The sequence below is a fragment of the Herbaspirillum rhizosphaerae genome (genome assembly GCF_046025915.1).
Taxonomy (GTDB): domain Bacteria; phylum Pseudomonadota; class Gammaproteobacteria; order Burkholderiales; family Burkholderiaceae_D; genus Herbaspirillum; species Herbaspirillum rhizosphaerae_A.
This window is the reverse complement of the sequence record NZ_JAQQFR010000003.1, coordinates 339,412-362,858: the sequence shown is the minus strand read 5'-3', so window position 1 is coordinate 362,858 and position 23,447 is coordinate 339,412. Positions and strand designations below refer to the sequence as shown.

At 57.6% G+C, this 23,447-nt stretch carries 22 protein-coding genes; 4 read left to right on the top strand and 18 right to left on the bottom strand.

Annotated elements, in window-relative coordinates; translation table 11 throughout:
• From PQR63_RS06560 to PQR63_RS06520, 9 genes are all read right to left on the bottom strand, one after another.
• Positions 1 to 1,035: a Fe(3+) ABC transporter substrate-binding protein gene (locus PQR63_RS06560; protein ID WP_094564831.1), complete on the bottom strand. Its 1,035-nt coding sequence runs from the start codon at positions 1,033 to 1,035 to the stop codon at positions 1 to 3.
• A 300-nt stretch (positions 1,036 to 1,335) separates the two neighbouring features.
• Positions 1,336 to 1,575 (bottom strand): hypothetical protein, encoded by a 240-nt coding sequence (locus PQR63_RS06555; protein ID WP_094564832.1) that lies wholly within the window; start codon positions 1,573 to 1,575, stop codon positions 1,336 to 1,338.
• Positions 1,576 to 1,764: 189 nt separating this feature from the next.
• Positions 1,765 to 3,111 carry a TAXI family TRAP transporter solute-binding subunit gene (locus PQR63_RS06550; protein ID WP_408166648.1) on the bottom strand — a complete coding sequence of 449 codons (1,347 nt, stop codon included), beginning with the start codon at positions 3,109 to 3,111 and terminating at the stop codon, positions 1,765 to 1,767.
• 43 nt (positions 3,112 to 3,154) lie between these two features.
• Positions 3,155 to 3,598 (bottom strand): cyanase, encoded by a 444-nt coding sequence (gene cynS, locus PQR63_RS06545; RefSeq protein WP_094564834.1) that lies wholly within the window; start codon positions 3,596 to 3,598, stop codon positions 3,155 to 3,157.
• 62 nt (positions 3,599 to 3,660) lie between these two features.
• The gene (locus PQR63_RS06540; RefSeq protein WP_408166646.1) at positions 3,661 to 4,521 is read right to left on the bottom strand and encodes an ABC transporter ATP-binding protein; all 861 of its coding nucleotides are present in this window, start codon (positions 4,519 to 4,521) and stop codon (positions 3,661 to 3,663) included.
• A 27-nt stretch (positions 4,522 to 4,548) separates the two neighbouring features.
• Positions 4,549 to 5,442, bottom strand: a complete 894-nt coding sequence (ntrB, locus tag PQR63_RS06535; protein WP_408166644.1) for a nitrate ABC transporter permease — start codon at positions 5,440 to 5,442, stop codon at positions 4,549 to 4,551.
• The gene (locus tag PQR63_RS06530) at positions 5,442 to 6,851 is read right to left on the bottom strand and encodes a CmpA/NrtA family ABC transporter substrate-binding protein (protein ID WP_408166642.1); all 1,410 of its coding nucleotides are present in this window, start codon (positions 6,849 to 6,851) and stop codon (positions 5,442 to 5,444) included. The genes ntrB and PQR63_RS06530 overlap by 1 nt, the downstream gene beginning before the upstream one ends.
• A 180-nt stretch (positions 6,852 to 7,031) precedes the next feature.
• Positions 7,032 to 7,676, bottom strand: coding sequence for a response regulator (locus tag PQR63_RS06525; RefSeq protein WP_094564838.1), 645 nt, complete (start codon positions 7,674 to 7,676; stop codon positions 7,032 to 7,034).
• A 50-nt stretch (positions 7,677 to 7,726) separates the two neighbouring features.
• Positions 7,727 to 8,935: a sensor histidine kinase gene (locus PQR63_RS06520; RefSeq protein WP_408166788.1), complete on the bottom strand. Its 1,209-nt coding sequence runs from the start codon at positions 8,933 to 8,935 to the stop codon at positions 7,727 to 7,729.
• Between the two features lie 151 nt (positions 8,936 to 9,086).
• On the opposite strand from PQR63_RS06520, the gene PQR63_RS06515 reads away from it, so the two are divergent.
• On the top strand, positions 9,087 to 9,569 hold the full coding sequence (locus tag PQR63_RS06515; RefSeq protein ID WP_408166641.1) for a DUF4259 domain-containing protein: 483 nt from the start codon (positions 9,087 to 9,089) through the stop codon (positions 9,567 to 9,569).
• Between the two features lie 86 nt (positions 9,570 to 9,655).
• On the opposite strand, the gene PQR63_RS06510 is transcribed toward PQR63_RS06515, so the two are convergent.
• Together PQR63_RS06510 and PQR63_RS06505 are read right to left on the bottom strand one after the other, a co-directional pair.
• A complete protein-coding gene (locus PQR63_RS06510) occupies positions 9,656 to 10,417 on the bottom strand; it encodes an SDR family NAD(P)-dependent oxidoreductase (RefSeq protein WP_408166639.1) in 762 nt (253 codons plus the stop codon).
• A 189-nt stretch (positions 10,418 to 10,606) separates the two neighbouring features.
• Positions 10,607 to 11,326: a FadR/GntR family transcriptional regulator gene (locus tag PQR63_RS06505; RefSeq protein ID WP_408166638.1), complete on the bottom strand. Its 720-nt coding sequence runs from the start codon at positions 11,324 to 11,326 to the stop codon at positions 10,607 to 10,609.
• Positions 11,327 to 11,628: 302 nt separating this feature from the next.
• Between PQR63_RS06505 and PQR63_RS06500 the strand changes: the two genes are divergently transcribed.
• On the top strand, positions 11,629 to 13,104 hold the full coding sequence (locus PQR63_RS06500) for an MATE family efflux transporter (RefSeq protein ID WP_408166636.1): 1,476 nt from the start codon (positions 11,629 to 11,631) through the stop codon (positions 13,102 to 13,104).
• 20 nt (positions 13,105 to 13,124) lie between these two features.
• On the opposite strand, the gene PQR63_RS06495 is transcribed toward PQR63_RS06500, so the two are convergent.
• A complete protein-coding gene (locus PQR63_RS06495) occupies positions 13,125 to 14,102 on the bottom strand; it encodes an aldo/keto reductase (protein WP_408166634.1) in 978 nt (325 codons plus the stop codon).
• A 181-nt stretch (positions 14,103 to 14,283) separates the two neighbouring features.
• Here PQR63_RS06495 and PQR63_RS06490 point away from each other — a divergent pair, with 181 nt between their 5' ends.
• Positions 14,284 to 15,957 (top strand): Na+/H+ antiporter, encoded by a 1,674-nt coding sequence (locus tag PQR63_RS06490; RefSeq protein ID WP_408166632.1) that lies wholly within the window; start codon positions 14,284 to 14,286, stop codon positions 15,955 to 15,957.
• A 231-nt stretch (positions 15,958 to 16,188) separates the two neighbouring features.
• Here PQR63_RS06490 and acpA read toward each other — a convergent pair whose 3' ends face one another.
• On the bottom strand, positions 16,189 to 17,817 hold the full coding sequence (acpA, locus tag PQR63_RS06485) for an acid phosphatase (RefSeq protein ID WP_408166631.1): 1,629 nt from the start codon (positions 17,815 to 17,817) through the stop codon (positions 16,189 to 16,191).
• A gap of 152 nt (positions 17,818 to 17,969) precedes the next feature.
• Here acpA and PQR63_RS06480 point away from each other — a divergent pair, with 152 nt between their 5' ends.
• Positions 17,970 to 19,250 carry a cytochrome-c peroxidase gene (locus tag PQR63_RS06480; RefSeq protein WP_408166630.1) on the top strand — a complete coding sequence of 427 codons (1,281 nt, stop codon included), beginning with the start codon at positions 17,970 to 17,972 and terminating at the stop codon, positions 19,248 to 19,250.
• 98 nt (positions 19,251 to 19,348) lie between these two features.
• Here the strand turns inward: PQR63_RS06480 and PQR63_RS06475 are convergent, their stop codons facing one another.
• The 5 genes from PQR63_RS06475 to PQR63_RS06455 form a co-directional block, all read right to left on the bottom strand.
• Entirely contained in the window at positions 19,349 to 19,585 is a 237-nt protein-coding gene (locus tag PQR63_RS06475; RefSeq protein WP_408166629.1) for a hypothetical protein, read from the bottom strand.
• A gap of 195 nt (positions 19,586 to 19,780) precedes the next feature.
• Positions 19,781 to 20,584, bottom strand: a complete 804-nt coding sequence (locus tag PQR63_RS06470; RefSeq protein ID WP_408166627.1) for a transporter substrate-binding domain-containing protein — start codon at positions 20,582 to 20,584, stop codon at positions 19,781 to 19,783.
• 20 nt (positions 20,585 to 20,604) lie between these two features.
• Positions 20,605 to 21,378: an ABC transporter permease gene (locus PQR63_RS06465; protein WP_007884259.1), complete on the bottom strand. Its 774-nt coding sequence runs from the start codon at positions 21,376 to 21,378 to the stop codon at positions 20,605 to 20,607.
• A gap of 209 nt (positions 21,379 to 21,587) precedes the next feature.
• Complete coding sequence (locus PQR63_RS06460) at positions 21,588 to 22,598, bottom strand: ABC transporter substrate-binding protein (protein ID WP_408166626.1); 1,011 nt, start codon at positions 22,596 to 22,598, stop codon at positions 21,588 to 21,590.
• An 8-nt stretch (positions 22,599 to 22,606) separates the two neighbouring features.
• The gene (locus tag PQR63_RS06455; RefSeq protein ID WP_408166624.1) at positions 22,607 to 23,392 is read right to left on the bottom strand and encodes an ABC transporter ATP-binding protein; all 786 of its coding nucleotides are present in this window, start codon (positions 23,390 to 23,392) and stop codon (positions 22,607 to 22,609) included.
• Between the last annotated feature and the right edge of the window lie 55 nt (positions 23,393 to 23,447).

Here is a 23,447-nt window from a genome sequence, read left to right as displayed (position 1 = left end):
TTACTTGTAACCGACGCGATCCAGAATCTGCAGCACCTTCTGTTGATTGCGGCCGGTTGCGGCGACATCGATCACTTCCGCCTTGAACGGCCCCAGCGTATCGAGCGCGGCATTGCCGGTCTTCACGCTTTTGACTGCAGGCCATTCGTTATTGCCTTCGGCGAAATAGCGCTGCGCATCGTCGCTGGACAGATACTCCAGAAATTTCACAGCGTCAGCCTTGTGCGGAGCGTGCTTCGCCACGCCTGCACCGGCGATATTCACGTGCGCGCCAAAGCTCTTCTGATTCGGCCAGACCACGCCAAATTTGCTGACGATAGCGATGTCTTCCGGTTTGGTCGACTTCATCAGGCGTGCCACATAGTAGGAGTTGGAAATCGCCACGCCGCATTCGCCGGATGCCACAGCCTTGATCTGATCGGTGTCACCACCCACAGGAGTACGCGCCATGTTGGCGACCATGCCCTTGAGGATGGCTTCCGTCTTGGCTTCGCCGACATGTTCATACAGCGCGCCGAACAGTGACACGTTGTAAGGATGCGAACCGGAACGGGTGCACAACTTGCCCTTGTTCTTCGGATCAGCCAACGACTCGTAGGTGTCGACGTCCTCCGGCTTCACGTTTTGCTTGTTATAGACGATCACGCGGGCGCGTGTCGAAAAACCGAACCATTGAGAACCCTGGCCGTCGTCCTTGCCGCGCAGGTTGGCGGGAATACGCGATTCCAGCACGCTGGACTTCACCGGTTGGAACAAGCCGTCGTTCTCGCCGCGCCACAGACGGGCGGCGTCGACCAGCAGGATCACATCGGCTGGACTTGCAGTACCTTCGCTTTTGAGACGCGCCAGAATACCGGCGTCATCGGCGTCGACACGGTTGATCTTGATACCGGTTGCCTTGGTGAAGTTGCCATACAAGGCTTCGTCAGTCTGATAGTGGCGCGCGGAGTAAAGGTTGATTACCTTTTCCTGGGCGAACGCGCCGACCGAGGTTGTCGCCAACACCATTCCTGCAACAAAAGTACGCAAAAACATGAACTTATCCCTTTCTGCTGGTTAATCAGTCTGCTTGTCAGCCCCAGCATTTTCTCGAAAACCTTCGAAAAAATTATGCCGGACGGCTGCAAAGACGAACGGAATATAGCACAAATGAGAATAATTCTTGTTTTAAATTCAGCTTTTTGTCAGGATTTGAAAAATAAAAATTTATAACCAGCAACAAGCTACCGATATCCCTGCTCGCATTTCTACCAGCGACAGAAAATCGAAGAGTGAAGCAGATACATAGGGTGCAGCAGATGCTTCAGCTCAATGCGCGAAATCAAATGACGGCGCTTAATTAAGTGAAGCACGCGCCTTCGACAGCACGACCAGCCAGCGGCGGAACAGCAGTACTTCCAGGTGACCTGGCTCGATACCGGCGCTGCATTCAATTACGGGATTGACGCGATAACGGCGCACGTATGAGTCGCGGCAGACGAACATTTCACGGCGGCCGAAGCGCAGGCTGAAAGACGAAGGGGAAGAAGATTCCAGACCAAAGCGAGCGCCTGAAGTGAGATCCAAGTGAGTCATGGCAGTGGTTCCTATCTCTGTTAAAGAGATTCCACTGTATCACAAGTACTGTATAAATAAACAGTAGTTTTTAAAGCCGTTGTTTTTCTAACGATTTTTGAAGTTTTTCGATTTCCGTCCGAATGCAGGCCATTCTACCCTGATCCGGACGGAATCCGTCAACTGTGCGTCAAGGCCAGTCAAACCCGGTTACGCCCCACTCTCCAGCCGGCTGCGCACAAAACCGATGTGCTCGCGCAGTACATAAAACTGATCCGCAAAGGCCAGCGGCATCTTCATCCTGTTGACCGAGGTTTCGATCTCGTCGAGCTGCCTGAGCATCTGCTCCTGCTCTTCCTTGGTTCCGGTGGTCACGCCGCGTTCCAGCGAGATCAACGCGCCATACCATTTGTAGATGCGCGACCGGATGCGCCAGCCATACAGCAGCGGCACCAGTTTGACGCCGGGAATCAGCAGCAGAATAATCGGCAGCAGGATCACCATCGTCCTGTCCACCAGGCTCGCCAGCCAGAACGGCAGCGTACGATAGAAGAAGCTCTTGCCCGACTTGTAATAGCGCGTGGCGTCATCACTGATCGGATATTCATGTGCCAGCGGCGCCGGGAACTCTCCCGCCTTCTGCAGCACGCTGGCCTTGCCGTGCACTTCGCGCGCCGCTTCGATCAGCAGGTCGGACAAGGCCGGATGCAAATCATCGCGGGCGATCAGTTCTGCCGTTGGTGCAATCAATCGGATCGTGTGGTCAGGCAAATTGCGGTGGAAGTCGAACACGCCCGGCGGCAGCGTCAGTTCATTGAGATAACTGAAGCGACGCGTATAAGCAGAGGCTTGCGAGAAATCGAGCAAACGAATGCCCGACGTGCGCAACAGCTTGCCCATGGTCGCCGGCGCCGCCGATTCACCCATCAGGAAGGCCACATCGATCTTGCCCTTGGAAAGCGCATCTGCAGCTTCGTCGCCGCCCATGTCGAGCAACTTCGTTGCGCCACCCGGTTCGATGCCGCTGGCCTTGAGCAAGGTCAGCGCCAGCACGCGCGAGCCGCTGCCCTGCAAACCGATGGCGATGCTCTTGCCGGTCAACTCGGAAAGCCGCGACACCACCTTGTCATTGCGATAAAACACCGACACCGGGGAGTACGACACGCTGCCCAGCGACACGAGGTCTTCAATATTGACGCTGTCGGCGATACCACCCTGCACAAAGGCGACATCGACACCGCTCGCGGAATCGACCAGCTTATGCAAATTGTCGAGCGAGCCTTCCGACGCCACGATCTTCACCGTCACGCCATCACGCGCAAGAATCTTCTTGTAGCGCTCGGCAACGTTCCAGAAATTACTGTGCTCCGGCCCGGTCGCAATCGTGATGGTCTTGGGCGGCGCCGGATGGATCAGCCAGATCGCCAGCCAGACGCCGACGATGATCAGCAAGACCATCGGCCCAAAACTGACGGCGAGGTCGCGCCAGGAGATGGCGACGAAACGCGCCTTCATGGCGCTGACGGAGTGTTTACGAGGGGCGGTAGTTTTTTCCATGAAGGCATTCTACCGCCCTCCTTCCTGAGAAGGAGAAAACGGTTTAGTAAGTCTTATAGGGCAGGAACTTGCCGCTCAACATGACATTCACGCGATCGCCGTTAGGATCTGCCTGGCGCTGGATATCCATCTTGAAATCGATCGCGCTCATAATGCCGTCGCCGAATTCTTCGTGGATCAGTTCTTTGATGGTCGATCCGTAGACGCTGACGATTTCGTACCAGCGATAGATCAGCGGATCGGTCGGTACCGGCGTCGGCAACGAACCCTTGTACGGCACGATCTGCAGCCACAGGGTTTCTTCGTCGGTCAGGCCGAACAATTCCTGCGTGACGGCTGCCTGCTTGGCGGTCAAGGTCATCTGGCCAAGCATGGCGGCGGTTGTCCACTCTTTGCTTTGGCCGATGCTTTCGGCGATCTTGGACCAGGTCATTTTGTTCTTGACCTTGGCTTCGATGATTTTTTGGGTAACGAGATTGCGATCCATGAGCTTCTCCTTGCTGTAAAAATTGAATTGTTGGTAAAAATCAGACGTCTAAATAGTCATTGCTAAGCCACCGCCTGTGAAAGCTTGTCCTCCTCCAGCCCCGGCGTCACCACGCGCGTCACCGCATCTTCCACGCCGGCCTCCTGAATGCGGCGCGAACGATGCACCAGGAAATCGACCAGATGATTGCGGATACGATAGAACTGCGGATCGTGGTGCATGCTTTCACGCGTACGCGTCTTGGGCATGGTATTGACCACAACTTCCGCAATGCGCGCGTGCGGGCCGTTGGACATCAGGAAGATCTTGTCGGCCAGCAGAATCGCCTCGTCCACGTCGTGCGTGATCATGAACACGGTCTGGTGCGTGGCGCTGCAAATCTTCAACAGCTCGTCCTGCACCACGCCGCGCGTCAACGCATCGAGCGCGCCGAATGGTTCATCCATCAGCAACATCTTCGGCTCGATGGAAAACGCCCGTGCGATGCCGACGCGCTGCTTCATGCCGCCGGACAGCTCGGAAGGTTTCTTGTGTTCCGCGCCTTTGAGACCGACCATCTCGATGAAGCGGCGTGCATGCTGCTCCGCCTTATCGCGCGACCAGTCCGGCCAGCGCGAGCGCACCGCGAAGACGACATTGCTCAGCACGCTGAACCACGGCATCAGCGCATGGCTCTGAAACACGACGCCGCGATCCAGGCTCGGCCCTTTGACTTCGCGCTGATCCATGATGACCACGCCGCCCGATGGCGCCTCCAGGCCTGCCAGCACGTTCAGGATGGTGGTCTTGCCGCAGCCCGAATGGCCGATGATGCAAACGAACTCACCCTTGTCGATGCTGAACGACACCTTGTCGAACACCGGCGGCGCATCGTCGGCATAGCGCTTGTTGAGGTTGTCTACGGTAAGAAATGCTTTGTCCATTGTTCTGCCTTATTCCGCTTGTTCCACTTATTCGGTATAGGTAACCAGCTTTTGCAGACGCGCAAACACCAGATCCAGCACCATGCCCGTCACACCGATCACCAGAATTGCAAAGATGACGCTGGTCAGCGACAGGTTGTTCCACTCATTCCAGACGAAGTAGCCGATACCGGTGCCGCCCACCAGCATCTCGGCCGCCACGATCACCAGCCACGCAATCCCCATGGAAATGCGCATGCCGGTCAGAATGGTCGGCGCCGCCGCCGGCAGGATCACGAGGAAGGCCTTGCGCAGCGGCTTGACCTCCAGCGTCTTGGCGACGTTGAGCCAGTCGCGCCGCACCGACGCCACGCCGAACGCGGTATTCATCAGCATCGGCCAGACCGAGCAGATGAATATCACGAAGATCCCCGAGATCGACGAATCCTTGATCGTGTACAAGGCCAGCGGCATCCACGCCAGCGGCGAGATCGGTTTGAGGATCTGGATGAAGGGATTCAGCGCCCTTTGCATCAGCGGCGACATGCCCAGCAAGAAGCCCAGCGGAATCGCCACCAGCGCTGCAATAGCAAACCCCAACCCAACCCGCGCCAGCGAATAACCGAGCTGGATGCCGATACCCTTGTCGTTCGGGCCGTTGTCATAGAAAGGATTGGCCAGCTCCTTGCGCATGGTCTCGCCCATCTGCGCCAGGCCGGGGAAACCGCTGGTCTTGATAGGCGAACTGCTGCTCTTACCCATCAGCTTGGCGTATTCATCTTCAGCCGAGGACGAGGACGAGGACGACGACGCCGCCGAGCCTGCTTCGATACGCGCACTCTCCTTCGGCGCCGTTGCCAGATGCCACACCAGCAGCAGGCAACCGAAGATCGCCAGCGAAATCAGCGCAGCGCGCCAGCCAAGTTGCGAAGCCGGTTTCATCAGGTCGTCCTCTTGATGGCAAAGCTGTTGACGTAAGCGTCGGCCTTGGCTGGATCAAACTCCTTGCCCATGATCTTGTACTTGCGATACGCGCCGTCCGGCACCGGCTGGCCGAGTTCCTTCATGTACTTCTTGGCATCGGTCAGCAACAGCACGCGCTCGGCGATGCCCTTGTAATCGACCTCGCCCTTGACATAGCCCCAGCGCTTCATCTGGCTCAGGATCCACACCGCCATCGAATCCCACGGTACGGGATCGAAGTCAGCACGGCCTGGCACGTTCTTGACGTTGCCAAGACCATCGGCGTAGCGACCGGTCAACACCTGCTCGACCACGGTCTCCGGCTGATTGAGATACGCTGCCGGCGAAATCACTTTAGCCACCAGCGAACGGTTGGCCGGATCGCGCGCCATCGCCGCAGCAGTCAGCACCGCGCGGAACAAGGCGGCGAAGGTATTCGGATTTTGTTTGACGAAATCTTCCGACATGCCGAAGGCACAGCACGGGTGGCCGTCCCAGATTTCCTTCGTCAGGATATGAATGAAACCGATTTCGTCATACACCGCACGCTGGTTGAATGGATCAGGTCCAAGGAAGCCGTCGATGTTGCCGGCGCGCAGATTGGCCACCATTTCCGGCGGTGGCGTGACGCGGATCTGCACGTCGCGATCCGGGTCGATACCGTTCTCGGCGAGGTAATAGCGCAACAGAAAGTTGTGCATCGAATACTCAAACGGCACCGCCAGCTTGAAGCCCTTCCACTGCTTGGGATCGCGCTTGTCCTTGTGCTTCACGTGCAGCGTGATGGCCTGACCGTTGATGTTCTGGATGGTGGCGATGCGCATCTGCACCGGATTGCTGCCCACACCCATTGACATCGCCAGCGGCATCGGCGACAGGAAATGCGAAGCGTCGTGCTCCTTGTTGATCATCTTGTCGCGGATCAGCGCCCAGCCGGCAGTCTTGTTGAGCGAAACGTTGAGGCCTTGCTTCTTGTAGAAACCGAGCGGATCAGCCATGATCAGCGGCGCCGCACACGTGATGGCGATGAAGCCGATCTTGAGATCCTTCTTCTCAATCGCACCGTTCTTTTCCTGCGCCATAGCCTGCAAGGCACCCATCGGAAACATGCTGGCGATCGCCGCCCGCGCCGTATTGACGCCGACCGCACGCAGGAAATCACGACGCTGCGCCGCCTGCGGGAACAGGGCGCGCATCACCGACTCTTCCACCACATCGTTACTCAATTGCTCTGCATCCTGAGAACGCGCCTGCGCCTGCACGTCTGCCTTGCGCTGTTGCTCGTCGTCGTGCGCGGTCTGGCTGGCGTGCTTGCCGCAGGAACAGGTGTTGCCTGCGCGCTCGGCGTCGTAGGTGTGGAAGATGGTGCTGTCGATTTCTTTTGGCATGGATTCCCCCGGCATGATGAGTTGAAGTAACTAAGTGAAGTAACTATCTAAGTAACAACTGCTTTGTTACTTCATCATGTGCAAGGGGCTTGCCAGAGTGCGTTTTGATGTCATCACCAGACGACGTCTTGTAGTGGAACGACTACAAGACGCTGTCAGAGCGATAACGAATTGGACAACTTAAGCCGGTAGAAGCTGATGCCGCACGGCATACATCGCGATGCCGACATCGTTGCTGGCGCCGGTCTTTTCCAGGATACGGCTGCGGTAAGTGCTGACGGTGTTAGGGCTTAGTGTCAGCTGGTCGGCGATTTCCTTGACGCTGCGCCCGGCCGCGATCAGCTGGAAAACCTGATATTCGCGATGCGACAGCGTCTCGTGCGCCGCGCGCTGGGTGCTTGCGGAATGTGCACTCAGCTCGGCGGCCAGCGTCTCCGCCATATGCGGGCTGACGTACACGCCGCCATCCGCCGCCTTGCGGATCGCCGCCACCAGTTGCTCGGTGTCAGCGCTCTTGTTCAAATAACCTGCTGCGCCGAGGCGATAACAACGCGCCGCATATTGCTTCTCGGGATAGGTCGACAGCATCAGCACCGGCAGGCGCGGCATCTCCTGCTTGAGCTGACGCAGCACATCCAGGCCGTCTTGCAGCGGAATGGCGATGTCCAGCAGCACCAGGTCGATCGCCTCCACGCGCGCCTTGCGCAGGACTTCCGGGCCATCGGCGCACTCCGCCGCCACCTCGATGTCGGGTGTGTCGGCGAGGATCTGCTTGAGACCTTCGCGCACGATGCGGTGGTCGTCACAGAGCAGGATACGGATCATTGTTTTCCTTGTTGCTACGGTTGTCTTTCTTGGTACGGCAGGGTCATGCCTTAAGCATGGCTGTCGTTCCTCAGCGGCAAGACCAGGCGCACGCGGGTGCCGCGATTGACGGCGGCATTGCCGCTTTCCGGTGCAACCACTGCACCCGCTGCACCAGCAACGGCGTTTTCGATGCTCAATGCGCCAGCAAAGTGCAGTGCCCGCTCACGCATGCCCATCACACCATAGGACTTCGGATTCGCCAGCGCCGCCGCCGGCACGCCGATGCCATTGTCCTCCACTTCCATCAGCAGCTCATCCGGCGTCAGGCGTACCATGATCTTTGCTTCTGTTGCTTGCGAATGCTGTGCCACGTTGCTCAGCATTTCCTGAAAGATACGAAACGCCGCCGTCGCCAGCGTCCCTTGCGGTGCAAAAGCCTGCGGTGAAATGTCGAACTCCACTTCGCACGGCAGCTCGGTCGCTTCGGAGAACTCCTGCACCTGCCATTCCAGCGCGGCAATCAAACCCTGATGATCCAGAATGCTCGGCCGCAGATCGGTAATGATGCGCCCGACGTTGTCCACTGCGATCTCGATCAGCCGGTTCATGCTCGCACACTTGCGCGCCACCGGTTCGAGGTCGGCGACACGGCTGGCCATCCAGTTCACGTCCAGCTTCAAGGCCACCAGCAAGCTGCCAAGTTCGTCATGGATCTCGCGTGCAATGCGCGTGCGCTCATCCTCGCGCACCGAATGCGCATGCGCCGACAACTCACGCACCTGCGTCAGCGCAGCCGATAATTCACGTGTGCGTTCCGCGACGCGCAGCTCCAGCTCCGCCTTGGCACGCTGTAACTGTTCCTCCGCCAGACGGCGCTTGGAAATATCGCTGAACGTAATCACCGCCCCGCGTACCTCGCCACCATCGACGATCTGATAGGACGAGTATTCGGTCGCAAAATAAGTGCCGTTGGCACGCCAGAACACTTCCTGATCAACCCGGCACGACTCGCCCTTGCGGAAGGCCTTCAGAATCGGACACTCCTCTTCAGGATAGTGCTCACCGTCTTCATGGCTGTGATGCACGAGGTCATGCATGTTCTTGCCCAGCACCTGCTCGACCGCATAGCCGAGCATCTCCGCACCCGCGCGATTGATGAAAGTACAGCGGCCTTCGAGGTCGATGCCGTAGATGCCTTCGCCGGTGGAGTCGAGCAAGAGAGTGAGCTTGTCGCGAAGTAACGTCGCGTCGCTGGAACCGCCCATACCGGAATCCATTGCACTGATCGGTTTTATTTCACTAGGGGCGAACATCTGCATTCCGTTTCCAAGAAATGGAGATGTATGTGCAAAGGCCATGCCAGTGCTGCCGTCCTTATCGTCACGCAAGCCCATGCTACTATCCCCGACGCTTCCAACGTGTCACTGCGTGGAAACAACGCGTCGGTATCATCGTCAACGCAGTTTTTTACGTACGCATCAATCTTTATTGGAGAAATACATGGGAGCATGGTCACACGAGTCATTCGGCAATGACGACGCCTGCGATTTTGCGTCTGACCTACTGGAAGTCAAGGATTTGTCCCTGCTTGAAGAAGCACTGGACGCCGTTGTTGAAATCGGCAACGACTACCTTGAAGCGCCCGAAGCATCGAGAGCGATTGCTGCTGCCGAAATCGTCGCCAGACTGCAAGGGAATTGGGGCATACGCGACGCCTATTCGGAAACGGCGGATTCGTGGGTTGAAAAAGCAGGCCTGCGCCCTGATTCAACGCTAGTGCAAAAAGCAGATGAAGCAATCGAACGCATACTGATCGAACCATCCGAATTATTGGAGTTATGGCAAGAATCCGAAAACAGCGATCTCTGGATGAACTCGGTCCGCGACTTGAGAAGCAGGCTTTCTTCGTAGTCACACAAAGAACCACGAACAAAAATCAACGCCGTCTTCAACTATCGCTGAAGACGGCGTTTTTCAATGCAGATCGCTATAGTGAATCAAGGCATGTACTGCCCGCCATTCACTTCAATAATCTGCCCCGTCACATACCCCGACAACTGATCCGAAGCCAGATACAGGAAAGCGCCGCTGCATTCATCCGGGTCGCCGATGCGGCCCATTGGAATCGTCTTGCGGAAAGCTTCCAGCTGATCCGGTGTAGTGAAGCGCTCTTGAAACGGCGTCATGATCACGCCTGGCGACACGGCGTTGACGCGGATCTTGTCGGCCAGCAGTTCTTTGGCCATGCCGCGCGTGATGGTGCTGACGAAACCCTTGGACGCTGCGTAAACCAGCGCTCCTGGTCCACCGCCGTGACGGGCTGCGACCGAGGTCACGTTAATGATGTTGCCGCCGCCCTGCTTGCGCATGACCGGGATCACGGCGCGAGTGAATGCGACCACCGAGCGGGCGTTGATCTGCACCACCTCGTCGAACAATTCGTCGGTGATTTTTTCCAGCGCTTCGCGCTTGACCAGGCTGCCGGCGTTGTTGATCAGGACGTCGATACGGCCCAGTTGTTCAACCGCGCTGGCGATGGCCTTGTCGACGGCCTTGCTGTCGCGCACGTTGGCGCCGATGGTGATTGCCTTGCTACCACCCTTGCGGATGTCGGCTGCGACGGCTTCTGCTTCTGCTGCCGAGCTGTTGTAATGGACAACGACGTGTGCGCCCTGAGCGCCGAAGGCGCGTGCTGCCGCCGCGCCGATACCGGTGCTGGCGCCGCTGATGAAGACGACTTTACCTGCGAGATCTTGCATTGCTTTTCTCCTGAAAATAATCGAAGGGCGCAGTCTCACGCTTGCATCCAAGGTGAGCCACGTTCCGGCTCGTTTCAATCTTTTGTATTTTTGACGGCCGGACTATTTTTCTTCTGAGCAAATCGGTGTCAATTGTGGCGCAATTTCAAGATGTCTGCGCCGACGCAGTAAAAACGCCGGCGAGCATGTTTAGTCGTGTACCGACTCATCCTTGTTTTGCGCTGCGCCGCGATAGGCATCGCGCACGCGGATCAGATGCGTGCGCATGGCTTCGGAAGCGCGTTGCGGATCGCGGGCTTTCAGTGCAACGAGGATATCGCGATGATCTTGCAGGCTGCGTTCCAGCGTAGCCGGGATGCGCGAGGTAATGGTGCGGCTTTTCTTCCCGAGCATGTAGAGGCTGCCGGCAATGCTTTGCAGGAAGGGATTGTCGCAGGCTTCGATGATGGCTTCGTGGAATTCGACATCGGCGGCGGCAAAGGCGGCCGGGTCGCTGAGCAGGCGTTCTTCGTCTTCGACATTGCGGGAGAGGCGATCCAGTTCTTCTTGCACCATGTGTGTGGCAGCCAACGCGGCGACGCCGGTCTCAATGATCAGGCGCGCATCGAACAAGGCTTCGAGCGTACCGGCGTTGAGGTCGATGATCATTTCCAGCGGTTCGAGCAGTTCGCGCGTTTCCAGCTTGCCGACGAAAGTGCCTTCACCCTGACGGATGCGCAGCAAACCCAGCAGAGCCAGACCGCGGATCGCTTCGCGCACGGCGGGACGACCAACACCCAGCATGGCTGCGAGTTCGCGCTCGGGAGGAAGCTGCTGACCGGGCTTGAGCAAGCCGCTGCGGATCATGGTGAGCAAGCGCTGCGCGACTTGTTCTGAAATGGATTTTTGTACGATGGGATCGAAGGACATGGAGTCTGCTGAGGTTGCCTGAGTTTGCTTGAGTTTGCCTGCTCTGCTTGTTATATTACCTGCCGCCAAAATGCGAGCGACTGGTAAGACCTTTGGGTATGCAGAGAATAGGTGCGGCCCTGAGGCCTGTCAAGCGAGGACTTTCCGCAATGGTCAAACCATTTCATGTGTCGCTATTGCCATTGAGACAACACCTGATTGGCGACATCAGCACCAATGGCACACACCTCCATTTACACACCGATACAAACCGGGCATCCGAATTGGGCTAGCATGACTTTTTTGTATCCAGCCATCACGTCATGTCCGCCAATCCCCAGCAATCTCCCCCTAACAAATCATCCCGTCCGGATCTGGTCAACGGCCCCATCGCCAAAACATTGCTGATGTTTGCCTTGCCGGTACTGGGCAGCAACATCCTGCAATCGCTCAATGCCTCGGTCAATGCCATCTGGGTCGGACACTATCTCGGCGAAGCGGCATTGACCGCAACGTCCAACGCCAACATCATCCTGTTCTTCCTGCTGGGCGTGGTGTTCGGCATCAGCATGGCGACGACAATTCTGGTCGGGCAATCCATCGGCGGGCGGGATATCAACCGGGCCAAACGCGTGGTTGGCACCGGCGCGACCTTCTTTGCAACACTGTCGATTCTGGTGGCGGCAGCAGGTTATATTTTCACACCGCATATTCTGGCGATGATGCAAACGCCTGCCGACGCTGCGCCTTATGCGATTGCCTATCTGCGCATCATCTTCATCGCGCTGCCGATGATGTATTTCTATAACTTCATGATGATGACCTTGCGCGGCGCGGGTGACTCACGCACGCCGTTCTATTTCATGCTGTTGTCGGTGGGCTTGGATATCGCGCTGAATCCGCTTCTGATTTTCGGACTCGGCCCTGTTCCGGCGATGGGTATTGCCGGTTCGGCGCTGGCGACACTGATCGCGCAATCCGGCAGTTTGCTGCTGATGATCGCCTTCTTGTATCGCCGCAAGCATTTCCTCGCCTTGCACAGCAATGAGCTTAACTATCTCAAGCCGGATCTGACCATCCTGCGCGCGCTGGTGCTGAAAGGTTTGCCGATGGGCTTGCAGATGCTGGTGATTTCTTCGTCGGCACTGGTGATGATCAGCCTGGTCAATGGTTATGGTTCTCAGGTGACGGCAGGTTACGGCGTGACGTCGCAGCTGTGGACGTATGTACAGATGCCGGCGCTGGCGCTGGGTGCGAGCGTGTCGTCGATGGCAGCGCAGAACATCGGCGCCGGCCGCTGGGATCGCGTCTCGCGCATCGCCGGGATCGGTGTCGGCTACAACTTTTTGCTGACGGGCGCGCTGGTAGCCTTGCTGTATCTCTTCGATCATGCAGCGCTGGGACTGTTTCTTCCACACGAAGGCGAGGCAATGGCGGTCGCTCGCCACATCAACAATATCGTCGCGTGGTCTTTCGTTTTGTTCGGCGTGACGATGGTGCTGTTCGGCGTGGTGCGTTCCACCGGCGCGGTGATGGCGCCGCTGGTGACCTTGTTTATCGCGATCTGGCTGGTGCGTCTGCCGTTTGCCAAATGGCTGATACCGACCTATGGTGCCGAAGCGATCTGGTGGAGTTTTCCGCTCGGCAGCGTGGTGCTGATTGTGCTGGCGATGGCGTATTACCGCTACGGCGGGTGGCGCAAGGCGCACATGCTGGCGGCGCAGCCACGAGGGCTGGCACCGGACACCGGCATGGCGACGCCTGCCATGACCGCCGTGGATGAGAAACCGGCGTCTTAGTTTTAGACTTAGACTTAGACTTAAGGCGCGCTGGCCTGATCGAGCTGAGCAATCGCGGCACCGTCCAAGGACAACTGCGTCGCCTCAATCAGTGCATCCATCTGCGCCAATGTCGTCGCGCTGGCAATCGGCGCGGTGATGCTGGGCCGTGCAATCAGCCACGCCAATGCGATACTCGCGGGTGTGCTGCTGTAGCGTTCGGCCACTGCGTCAAGTGCGTCAAGAATACGCAGGCCGCGCGGATTGAGGTAGCTCTGCGTCTTGCCGCCGCGCGTGCTCTTGCCGAGATCTTTCTCCGAACGGTATTTGCCGCTGAGGAAACCGCTGGCCAGCGAGTAGTAATTGATGACGCCGATTTTTTCCTTGAGGCAGTATTGCTCCAGATTGTTTTCGAAATCGGCACGCGAGTAGAGGTTGTATTCCGGCTGCAACGTCTGGTAGAGCGGATAGCCATGTTCACGGCTGATCTTGCGCGCTTCTTCCAGCCGCTCTGCGCCGAAGTTGGAAGCCCCGATCAGACGCACCTTGCCTTGCTGCACCAGCTCGCCATAGGTCTGCAGAGTTTCTTCCTGCGGCGTGTTCTTGTCGTCGGTATGTGATTGGTAAAGATCGATGTAGTCGGTTTGCAGACGCGTCAGTGAGTCTTCGACCGCGCGCTTGATGTAGGCGGGAGACAAGCCGATCTTGCCGTCACCCATGTCCATGCCGACCTTGGTGGCAATGACCAGCTTGTCGCGGCGACCACCTGCCTTGATCCATTTGCCGATGATGGTTTCGGACTCGCCGCCTTTGTTGCCGTTGGCCCAGCGCGAATACACGTCGGCGGTGTCGACCAGATTGAGGCCGGCGTCAATGAATTTGTCGAGCAGCGAAAACGATGTCTGTTCGTCGACGGTCCAACCGAAGACGTTGCCGCCGAATGCCAGCGGTGCGACGTCGATGGAAGAATTACCCAGGGTGCGATGTTGAATTTGTGTCTGCTTGCCGGTAGTAGCCATTGCGTCAATCTCCACGTGCTATAGGGAAACAATCATTCTATGCGCTAACCGTTTTCGCTGCCGTAGGCCGTACGCTTTATACTGACAGCCTCGTCAGGAATCTTGAGCCGGCTCACGGCTCTCTTGCGATCCTTTTACGTTCACGCGTTCATCGCCCTACTCTTCTTTCGTTTGCCCACTGATGGAAATTGTCTTCACCGTTTTAATTCTGCTGCTCGCGGTTGCCGTCTCCGGCGTCGCGTCGCGACTCGTCCCTTTCAAATTGCCTCGGCCACTCTTTCAAATTGGCTTGGGCGCCGTGTTGGCATTGCCGGTGTTTGGCTTACGGATCAGCTTCGATCCGGAATTGTTCCTGCTGCTGTTCATCCCGCCGCTGCTGTTTACTGACGGCTGGCGTATGCCCAAGCGCGAGTTCTTCCGGCTGGCGCAACCGATCCTGGCGCTGGCGCTTGGTCTGGTGTTGTTCACGGTGATCGGTGTGGGCTACTTCATCCACTGGATGATTCCGGTGATTTCGCTACCGTCCGCGTTTGCGCTGGCGGCGGTGCTGTCGCCGACCGACGCGGTGGCGGTGGCGTCCATCATCGGCAAGGGCCGTCTGCCGCCAACCATGCAGCACGTGCTGGAAGGCGAAGCCCTGATGAACGATGCGTCGGGTCTGGTGGCGTTCAAGTTCGCGATCATCGCGGTGCTATCGGGCACCTTCTCGCTGCTGGACGCCAGTATCAGCTTTACGCTGATTTCCATCGGCGGTCTTGCGGTCGGTCTGATCGTGGCATGGGGCTTTGGGCTGGTCCGGCGCAAGATCATCGAATGGAGCGGCGACGAACCCGGTATCCAGGTAGTACTCCTCTTGCTGATCCCCTTCTCGGCTTACATCTTTGCCGAACATTTTGGCTTGTCCGGCATTTTGTCGGCGGTCGCGGCCGGTATGCTGATGCCGTATATTGAAACCGCCGGCGCCGAATCAGCCGCCACACGCATGCAAAGCCAGAGCATCCTGACCATGCTGGAATTTGTCTTCAACGGCATGTCCTTCATCTTGCTGGGCTTGCAGTTGCCGGGCATCGTCAGCCTCGCGCATCTCGATGCCAAGGTCGCAGGCAACGTGCCGGTGTGGCATCTATTCGCGTACATCCTCGCAATCACCGTGGCGCTGATTGCGCTGCGCTTCACCTGGGTATGGTTCAACCTGCGTCTGCGCCGTTTCTCTGCGGCGGTGCGCGGCCAACGCGCCAAGCAACGCTACTTCGATGTGCGCCTGATCAGCATCACGTCGCTGGCTGGCGTGCGCGGTGCGATTACGCTGGCGGGCGTGATGTCCATCCCGCTGATGATGCCTAACGGCCATGCCTTCCCGGCACGCGACCTGCTGATCTTTCTGGCAACGGGCGTGATCGTGTGTTCACTGCTGGCGGGCAGCTTTTTATTGCCGTGGCTGTTGAAGGGACTCAAGCTCGACGCCGACAATGAACGCCGCCGCAGTGAAGAAACCATGGCGCGTCTGCGCGTGTCGGAAGCAGCAGTGCGCAGCATTGAAGAGGCGCAGGAACGCTTGGGTGCGGACATGGATCAGGATGACCTGGCCTTGCTCACTGAAGTCAGCGGCAGCCTGCTGGCAACCTACCGCATGCGCATGGATGCCGAAAGCGGCACGGAAGAAACCCATCGTGTCGCCAATCGCTTCAAACACTTTGAACGAGAACTCAGGCTTGAAGCGATCCGCGCCGAACGTCGCGAAGTACATCACCTGCGCGCCGAGCAACAGATCAACGACGAGACTTTCATTGCGCTGATCAATCAGATCGATCTGGCGGAAACCTGGCTGATGGGATCGCTGAGCGCATCACATTGATCCAGTCCGACTACATCCCTTGTCGTCCTGACGACCGTCAGGATCCAGCGGCGTGATGCGATCACCGAGTGAGGCTCAACATCTGTTTGACGACACTGGATCCCCGCGTTCGCTGGGACGACGGAAAATTGATACAGGTGCCAGCGATTAACAAGAAATACAGACCGATAGTTGAATAAAAAACGGCGTCATGCACATCGCATGACGCCGTTTTTATTGATCGCTACAAACTCAGTTTGCTTGCGACACCAAAGCATTGCTGAGGTCGCCGATAGGCTTGCCGCCGTTGGCCTGGATCGCCTTGTCGCGCAGCGCAATGCCGTCGAGCACCGGCAAGGACCAACGGCGTGTGATGAAGCGCAGCACCGAGCTGGTGTCATACAAGCTATTGTCGACGTAGCCCTTCTTCGCATACGGCGACACGATGATCGCCGGGATACGCGTACCCGGGCCCCACTTGTCGGCCTTTGGCGGTGCGGCGTGATCCCAGAAGCCGCCGTTTTCGTCATAGGTCACGACGATCAGCATGTGCTTCCATTGCGGGCTTTGACGCAGCTTGTTGACCACGTCAGCAATGTGCGCATCGCCTGAAGCGACATCGGCATAACCGGCATGCTGGTTCAGGTTGCCTTGGGGCTTGTAGAAAGTCACAGCAGGCAGTTTGCCGGCAGCAGCGTCTTGCAGGAAGCTGCTGTCGAAGTCCTTCAGATGCTCGGCACGGTAAGCGGCGTTCTTGACCGGATCCATGTTGGCGAAGTAATTGAACGGCTGATGATGGAACTGGAAGTTCGGTGTCGGCGACGCGAATTTACGATCGGTCTGCGCAGCCTTGGTGGTTGTGTTCCATGCACCGGCGTACCAGGCCCAGCTCACGCCCTTGTCGCTCAGCAGATCGCCGATGTTCTTTTGCGTTTGCGGTGGCAGAGTGGATGCGCTGTTTGGATCAGCATACAACTTGGCGCTGTCGCCGGCAGGCGATGCGACATTGCTCGGCTGGTATGGCGGCTGCATGGTGTTGATGGCGTACGACATGCCGCTTGCGTCAGGCGGTGTCAGGGTGCCGTCGTTGGCGTATTTCTGCGCACCGTCCAGTGTCGACTTCGGCGAAGTCGCAGCCGGTGTCAGACGTACAAAGTTGCCGCTAGCGTCGACCTCGATCTTGGAGATGCCACCCTTGGCCGGTGACTTCTCGGCGTTCGGATATTGCGGTGTGCAGGCGCAGATCAGGTATTGGTGATTCTGGAAGGAACCGCCGAAGGAACCCATGAAGAAATTGTCGGCCAGCGTGTATTCTTTTGCCAGCTGCCACATCGCCATCTTGCTGCCGTCGTAGTAGCCCATCGACAATCCGCCGGCGTCGGAATAGGTGGCGAACTTGTCGTTCTTGCCGCCGTTGATCTGCATCTGGTTATTGTAGAAACGGTGCACCAGATCACGCGTGACCACATTGGCGTCAACCGCAATTCCATCTTTGCCGTCGATCTGGAACGGTTTGTTTGGCAATCCGGCGGATTGCGCCTGTGTGACGACCCTGGTCTGCCCGGCCGCCGTCACACCACCCCAGGTCGGCGGCAACACCGGTAACACTGCACCGTCAACGTCGACCTGCGGCAAGTAGACGCCACGGGACGATGGGTTCACGCCCGGAATGCCATTGGCACCTGGGAACAGTCCGTACAAGGTATCGAAGCCGCGGTTTTCGGCGTAGATCACGACAACAGTGTCGATGCTGCGTACGGCTGCGTCATCGCCTGCGAGATTGGCATTGCCGCCGCAAGCGGCAAGACCGACGGCAACGGCTGCTGCGGTGAGGGACAAACGAACTGGCTGTCGGAAAGACTGGCTGAAATGGGCAGGCATGGATATTCTCTTTTTATCGGAACGGCAGAGGAGGAAATAGCAGCTATGCTAGCCAGCAAATATAACCACAAAATGACACGATGGCGACCCCACCGCGCCGCATGGCGCGGCCTCTTCACATTTTCGTCATATTGTCCTGCTAACCTGCGCGCATGAAATCTCTGTATCTTGTCGCCGCCGTCACGGCCGCCCTCGCCCTCGCCGCCCTGTATTTCGACAGCCAGTCGCCTGTTGTGGCCGCTGCAGCTGATTCAGCAAGCACCCCCGCCTACACCAACGCTGCTTACGCGCCGCAACCGGGACGACGCCCCAGCGTGGAAGAAATGACAGCGCTGGGCCGCACCATGTTTTTCGATCCTTCATTGTCAGGATCCGGTAAGCAATCCTGTGCAACTTGTCATAGTCCCGATCATGCTTTCGGTCCACCAAATGATCTGTCGGTGCAGCTTGGCGGCAAGGAGATGAAAACCGTCGGCACGCGCGCGGTGCCTTCGCTGCGCTATGGGCAGAATGTGCCGCCGTTCAGCGAGCATTTCCACGATGACGACGGCGATGACAGCATTGATGCCGGCCCGACTGGTGGACGCACCTGGGATGGCCGCGCCGATTCTGCGCACGATCAGGCGCGCATCCCTTTGTTGTCGGCGCACGAAATGGCCAACACCGATGCGGCGGAAGTCGTTGCCAAATTGAAGCGTGCCGCCTATGCCGCGCAGTTCAAGGCGACCTTCGGCGAGACGATTTTTGACAATACCGATCGTGCCTTTCAGGCGGCCTTGATGGCGCTGGAAGTGTTCCAGGAAAGCCCTGCCGATTTTTATCCCTACACCAGCAAGTACGATGCTTACCTGCGCAAGCAGACGACATTGAGCGCGCAGGAATTGCGCGGTCTGGAATTGTTCAATGAGCCGACCAAGGGCAATTGCGCCTCCTGCCATCTGAGCGAAATCCTGCCCAATGGCGCGTTCCCTCAATTTACCGACTACGGACTGATTGCCGTGGGCGTGCCGCGCAACAAGAAGATTCCCGCCAATGCCGATCCGCGCTACTACGACTTTGGCCTGTGCGGCCCCGAGCGCACCGACTTCAAGGACAAGCTGGAGTATTGCGGCCTGTTCAAGACACCCACCTTGCGCAACATCGCGCTGCGCCAGACCTTCTTTCACAACGGCGTATTTCACACGCTGCAAGAGGTGATGGAATTCTATGTGCAGCGCGATACGAATCCGGAGAAATGGTATCCACGCAATCGCGACGGCAGTGTCCGCAAGTTCGACGACCTGCTGCCTGAGCATTTTTCCAATGTGAACATGGAGCCGCCGTTTGATCGCAAACCGGGTGATAAGCCGGCGCTCAACGATGCGGAGATCAAGGATGTGATTGCGTTCTTGAAGACGCTGACGGATGGCTATAAGCCTGAGGTGAAACAATAAGCGCGAGACGCACAGTTCTGTTACGAAGCTGTGTTAACGACAAAAACCCGCTATACGCGGGTTTTTCGTTTCATGAAACAACAATGAGCAGAGACGAATCAGGCAGTCGTGCTGATGGTCGTGCCGATGACTTCACCGTTCGAGTTGCGCGAAGACTGACTTGCCTGCGCCTGACGAACTTGTTCTGCGCGCTGCTCTTCCAGCTTGCGTCGTGCATTTTCAGCATCTTGGCGAGCTTGTGCTGCACGAGCCTCGTCGAGATTGTTCACCGATGGAGCGGAATTCGGAGAGCTGGCAACAGCGCCAGGAGAACTGGCAGTAATTGCGACGTCCATATTGATCACCTTTCAATACCTGAAAACATAGTAGAAGTCCGGCGTCGAAATGTGCGGACTTACGAACATCTTACACCTTTAGAACAGCTTGCCAAGCTACGGAAGCGTTTGCTTACAAAGCCTGGTTGCCATCACGACAACTTGGCAAAAAGCCACGCCATGTCTCGCTGACAATGAATATTAGCTGAGCGGCAATCAATGACAATCAGGAATATTCTGATCCAGGTAAACCTCGAAGGCGACGTTGTTGACCCACTTCTTTCTGAGCTCGGCCCAGAAGCCTCCCGCAGCCCAGTCTGTGCTTGCCTGTTTCAGATAAGAAATTGATTTTGCGTCATCAGCACGCACCGCAAACACCAGCGTCTGACGGCTTTGCACTGGCAGGCGTGCAGAAAATTTTTTCCATTCCGGCAACTTCAGCAAATCGTTGAGCATGGTGTCGTCATGCACGGCAGCATCACACGCACCGATGCGTAAAGACAACAGCGAGTCGGCCGGTGCGCGCTGCACTTTTTCGATCGCCCCGTATTTGGCTGCGATCTTGCCGACATAGGCGCCACCTTCGGACAGGCACACGGTGCGACCCTTCAACTGTTCCCAGCTTTTGATATCGGTGTCGCTGCGCATGATCGCCATCGCGCCGGCGCTATAGCCAGTCGGGATGGTGCTCACCCCGACGTCCCGGCGCAAGGCATCGTTATCGTCGACCAGCGTCAACACCACATCGGCGCGTCCCGATTTGATCCACTGCGCGGCAGTACTGCTGTCTGTTTGGGGTGTGCCGAGTTTGAGCTTGAGGCGCTTGCCGAGATCGTCGATCAGTATCGACTCAGGACTTTCCGGCGTCCGGAATTTGGCGCCGGCGACATAAGCCGGCAAGGGATACGACATACCCGCCACCAGCGTACCGCGTTGCCGCGCAGCGTCGATGCCAGTGTCGGCTGCATGCGCCGATGCCAGCAAGGACACCGACAACAATACGGAAGCAGCGAATTTCATGGCGTACATTTTTCGTGTGATCAAACGTACTGATAACGCAGCAGACGGTGCTTGAGATTCTCAAGAATCACCTGATCGATCAGCGCAGCCAAAATAGCAATGGCGAGGATGTTGGTCATCACGCCGACCATGTCGGCGGTCTCTCCGGAATACGCCAGCGTGCGGCCGAGACCCTTGCCGAAACCGACCAGCATCTCCGCCGAAATCAGCGCGCGCCAGGCATTGCCGAAGGCCAGCTGCGCACCGGTGATCAACTCAGGCATGACCGCCGGCAGATACACGCGGCGCAACATGCCCCAGCGCGACGCACCCATCACGCGTGCCGCGGATACGTGCACCTGCTGCACGCTCTCGGTCGCATTCATCACCGACAAGGCCGCCGGGAAGAAAGCCGCAATCGCCACCACCACGATGATCGGCAGATTGCCGAAGCCCATCAGGATCAGGAACAGCGGCACCCAAGCGATCGATGGAATCGACTGCAAAATGATGATGGCCGACTTCAGTACTTCACGGAAGAAGAACAGTACTGCCCCGATCAGACCGAAACCGATACCGAACAACAGCGCCGCGCCGTAACCACCGCCAAGACGGGTAAGACTGCCCCATAGCGCGGTACGGAAAGCAGGCGCCTGAATCTCTTCCCACAAACGCGCGAGCACCGTCGGCACGCCCGGCATCAGGAAGTCCGGCAAGGACCACGCAGCGATCTGCCACATCAACAAAATGAAAGCGATCGCCAACACCATGGCGAGCTTTTTACGATAACCGGTAACGCGACGCTGAGAGCTCATAAGTTAGAAATGAGTAGAACTGAGTAAAACTGAGTAGAAATGCAATGGCCGACGAAATCGTCGGCCGAAAAATAGTGTTCCACAAACGTATCGTAATGCGGAGGAAAGCGTAGCGAGCGCGTCGAGTTCTGATCGAGAAGCGCAACCGTGCTGGTGCACAGTGAGCATCACAGATCGGAAATCGGCGCGCGCAGTAGCTTTACACCGTATTACAATTTTCTGTCTTTTTGCCAGGAGAGATCTACGATGCTGCGCACTTCAAACGGCTTGCCGTCCTTGGTCTTCAGCGAACCCTGTGCTTGCAGGATATCGGCGATTTCCTGCATGCGGTTCTGTTCCTTGTCGTTCAGCTTGGCATTAAAGGTCTGGCTCTTGATGGCGTCACGGATCACGTCTTCGCGCAGCATCTCGCCATGCTTCAGCGTCTTCAGTGTCGGCTCGGCGATGAAGTAGCCGGCGATCAGCTTGGCGGCCTCGGCCGGTTTCTTCTTCAGCAATTCGATCGCGTCGCGTTGTGCATCGAGCGACTTCCAGACTGCGGCGCGACGGTTCTTCAGCGTTTCGCCGGAGGTGATCACGACCATGCAAGGGAAAGGCCAGACTTCGCCGATTTCATAGATTTGCTTGACCGGCGCGATCAGTTGCGCAATGCGTGCTTGCGGCTCGAACAGGAAGGCGGCATCGACGCGTTTGCCAACCAGCGATTGCACGGCAACTTGCGGGCTGACGCCGAGCACGTTGACGTCGTCCGGCTTCAGGCCGGCATCACGGAACACGACACCTTTCAACACCACGTCAGCAGTGCTTCCTTCGGCTTGCGAAGCCAGGTTCTTGCCCTTCAGATCGGCGACTTTGTTGATGTGCGCATCTTCGCGCGCGACGATGGCGTGATAGCCGAGTTGCGCGCCGCTGACGACTTTGAGGTCTGCGCCTTTGGAAGCCCAGGCCACTGCATTGGTGAAACCGAACACGCCACTGTCGAGCTGGCCGCCGACGATGGCTTTGATCAGGTCGGTGCCGGACTTGAATTCGATCAACTCGACGTCGAGACCATACTTCTTGTACAGGCCGGCTTCATAGGCAGCCATCGCTTGCGCATCGTCCATGACGCGCAGATAGCCGATCTTGAATTTTTCCAATGCCATGGCCGGTGTGGAAAATACCAAGGCGGCCAATGCCGTGGATGCCAGCAGCGACAAACGTTTCAATGCCAATTTCATTGCCGATCTCATATTCCAACCCCTTCTATTGTTTTAGCAAACTCGTCTTGTTCGGCATGGATACCGAGCAGACAAAGAATTTCACGACGGATCGCCGAGAACTCCGACAGATCGTGCGTTTTTTCGTGATGCACCAGATTGAATTCCTTGAGCACAGTCGCCGGACGTGCGCTAAACACGAAGATGCGATCTGCGAGGAACAGTGCCTCATCGACATCGTGCGTGACCAGCAATACGGTCGGCGCCTTACCCTGCACTTCGGAGCGAATCAGACTGCGCAGTGCATCTTGCAGGGTCATGCGCGTCAATGCGTCGAGCGCGCCGAACGGCTCGTCCAGCAGCAATGCTTTCGGCTGCGAGATGAAGGCGCGGGCCAGCGCCGCGCGTTGGCGCATGCCGCCGGACACTTGATGCGGATAGTAGGCTTCGAAGCCGGACAGATTGACCTTGGCCAGCCATTCGCGCGCTTGCGCGGCAGCGGTCTTCTTGTCGACCTTCTGGAATTCCAGCGCCAGTGCGACGTTCTGTTCCAGCGTCAGCCAAGGATAGAGCGCGTTTTCCTGAAACATCAGCGTGCGTTCAGGATGCGGACCGGTCACCGGCTTGCCGTCGGCAAGGATGGTGCCGGAGCTTGGCGTTTCCAGACCGGCGGCGATATGCAGCAGCGTCGACTTGCCGCAGCCGGACGGACCGACCAGTGCGACCAGTTCGCCCTGCTCGATGTCGCGGCTGAAGCCGTCAATGACGTGCAGGCCGGAGAAACTCTTTTGTATATCTTTAAAGGATAGCTTCATGGATAGGTGCGTTGCAGATGCCTTGCGGTGTCTTGCCGACGCGTTGCACTCATGG

Coding starts and splice junctions, on each gene's coding strand:
- PQR63_RS06560 (WP_094564831.1), bottom strand. CDS start 1,035: ATGTTTTTGCGTACTTTTGTTGCAGGAATGGTGTTGGCGACAACCTCG.
- PQR63_RS06555 (WP_094564832.1), bottom strand. CDS start 1,575: ATGACTCACTTGGATCTCACTTCAGGCGCTCGCTTTGGTCTGGAATCT.
- PQR63_RS06550 (WP_408166648.1), bottom strand. CDS start 3,111: ATGGAAAAAACTACCGCCCCTCGTAAACACTCCGTCAGCGCCATGAAG.
- cynS (WP_094564834.1), bottom strand. CDS start 3,598: ATGGATCGCAATCTCGTTACCCAAAAAATCATCGAAGCCAAGGTCAAG.
- PQR63_RS06540 (WP_408166646.1), bottom strand. CDS start 4,521: ATGGACAAAGCATTTCTTACCGTAGACAACCTCAACAAGCGCTATGCC.
- ntrB (WP_408166644.1), bottom strand. CDS start 5,442: ATGAAACCGGCTTCGCAACTTGGCTGGCGCGCTGCGCTGATTTCGCTG.
- PQR63_RS06530 (WP_408166642.1), bottom strand. CDS start 6,851: ATGCCAAAAGAAATCGACAGCACCATCTTCCACACCTACGACGCCGAG.
- PQR63_RS06525 (WP_094564838.1), bottom strand. CDS start 7,676: ATGATCCGTATCCTGCTCTGTGACGACCACCGCATCGTGCGCGAAGGT.
- PQR63_RS06520 (WP_408166788.1), bottom strand. CDS start 8,935: ATGGATTCCGGTATGGGCGGTTCCAGCGACGCGACGTTACTTCGCGAC.
- PQR63_RS06510 (WP_408166639.1), bottom strand. CDS start 10,417: ATGCAAGATCTCGCAGGTAAAGTCGTCTTCATCAGCGGCGCCAGCACC.
- PQR63_RS06505 (WP_408166638.1), bottom strand. CDS start 11,326: ATGTCCTTCGATCCCATCGTACAAAAATCCATTTCAGAACAAGTCGCG.
- PQR63_RS06500 (WP_408166636.1), top strand. CDS start 11,629: ATGTCCGCCAATCCCCAGCAATCTCCCCCTAACAAATCATCCCGTCCG.
- PQR63_RS06495 (WP_408166634.1), bottom strand. CDS start 14,102: ATGGCTACTACCGGCAAGCAGACACAAATTCAACATCGCACCCTGGGT.
- PQR63_RS06490 (WP_408166632.1), top strand. CDS start 14,284: ATGGAAATTGTCTTCACCGTTTTAATTCTGCTGCTCGCGGTTGCCGTC.
- acpA (WP_408166631.1), bottom strand. CDS start 17,817: ATGCCTGCCCATTTCAGCCAGTCTTTCCGACAGCCAGTTCGTTTGTCC.
- PQR63_RS06480 (WP_408166630.1), top strand. CDS start 17,970: ATGAAATCTCTGTATCTTGTCGCCGCCGTCACGGCCGCCCTCGCCCTC.
- PQR63_RS06475 (WP_408166629.1), bottom strand. CDS start 19,585: ATGGACGTCGCAATTACTGCCAGTTCTCCTGGCGCTGTTGCCAGCTCT.
- PQR63_RS06470 (WP_408166627.1), bottom strand. CDS start 20,584: ATGAAATTCGCTGCTTCCGTATTGTTGTCGGTGTCCTTGCTGGCATCG.
- PQR63_RS06465 (WP_007884259.1), bottom strand. CDS start 21,378: ATGAGCTCTCAGCGTCGCGTTACCGGTTATCGTAAAAAGCTCGCCATG.
- PQR63_RS06460 (WP_408166626.1), bottom strand. CDS start 22,598: ATGAAATTGGCATTGAAACGTTTGTCGCTGCTGGCATCCACGGCATTG.
- PQR63_RS06455 (WP_408166624.1), bottom strand. CDS start 23,392: ATGAAGCTATCCTTTAAAGATATACAAAAGAGTTTCTCCGGCCTGCAC.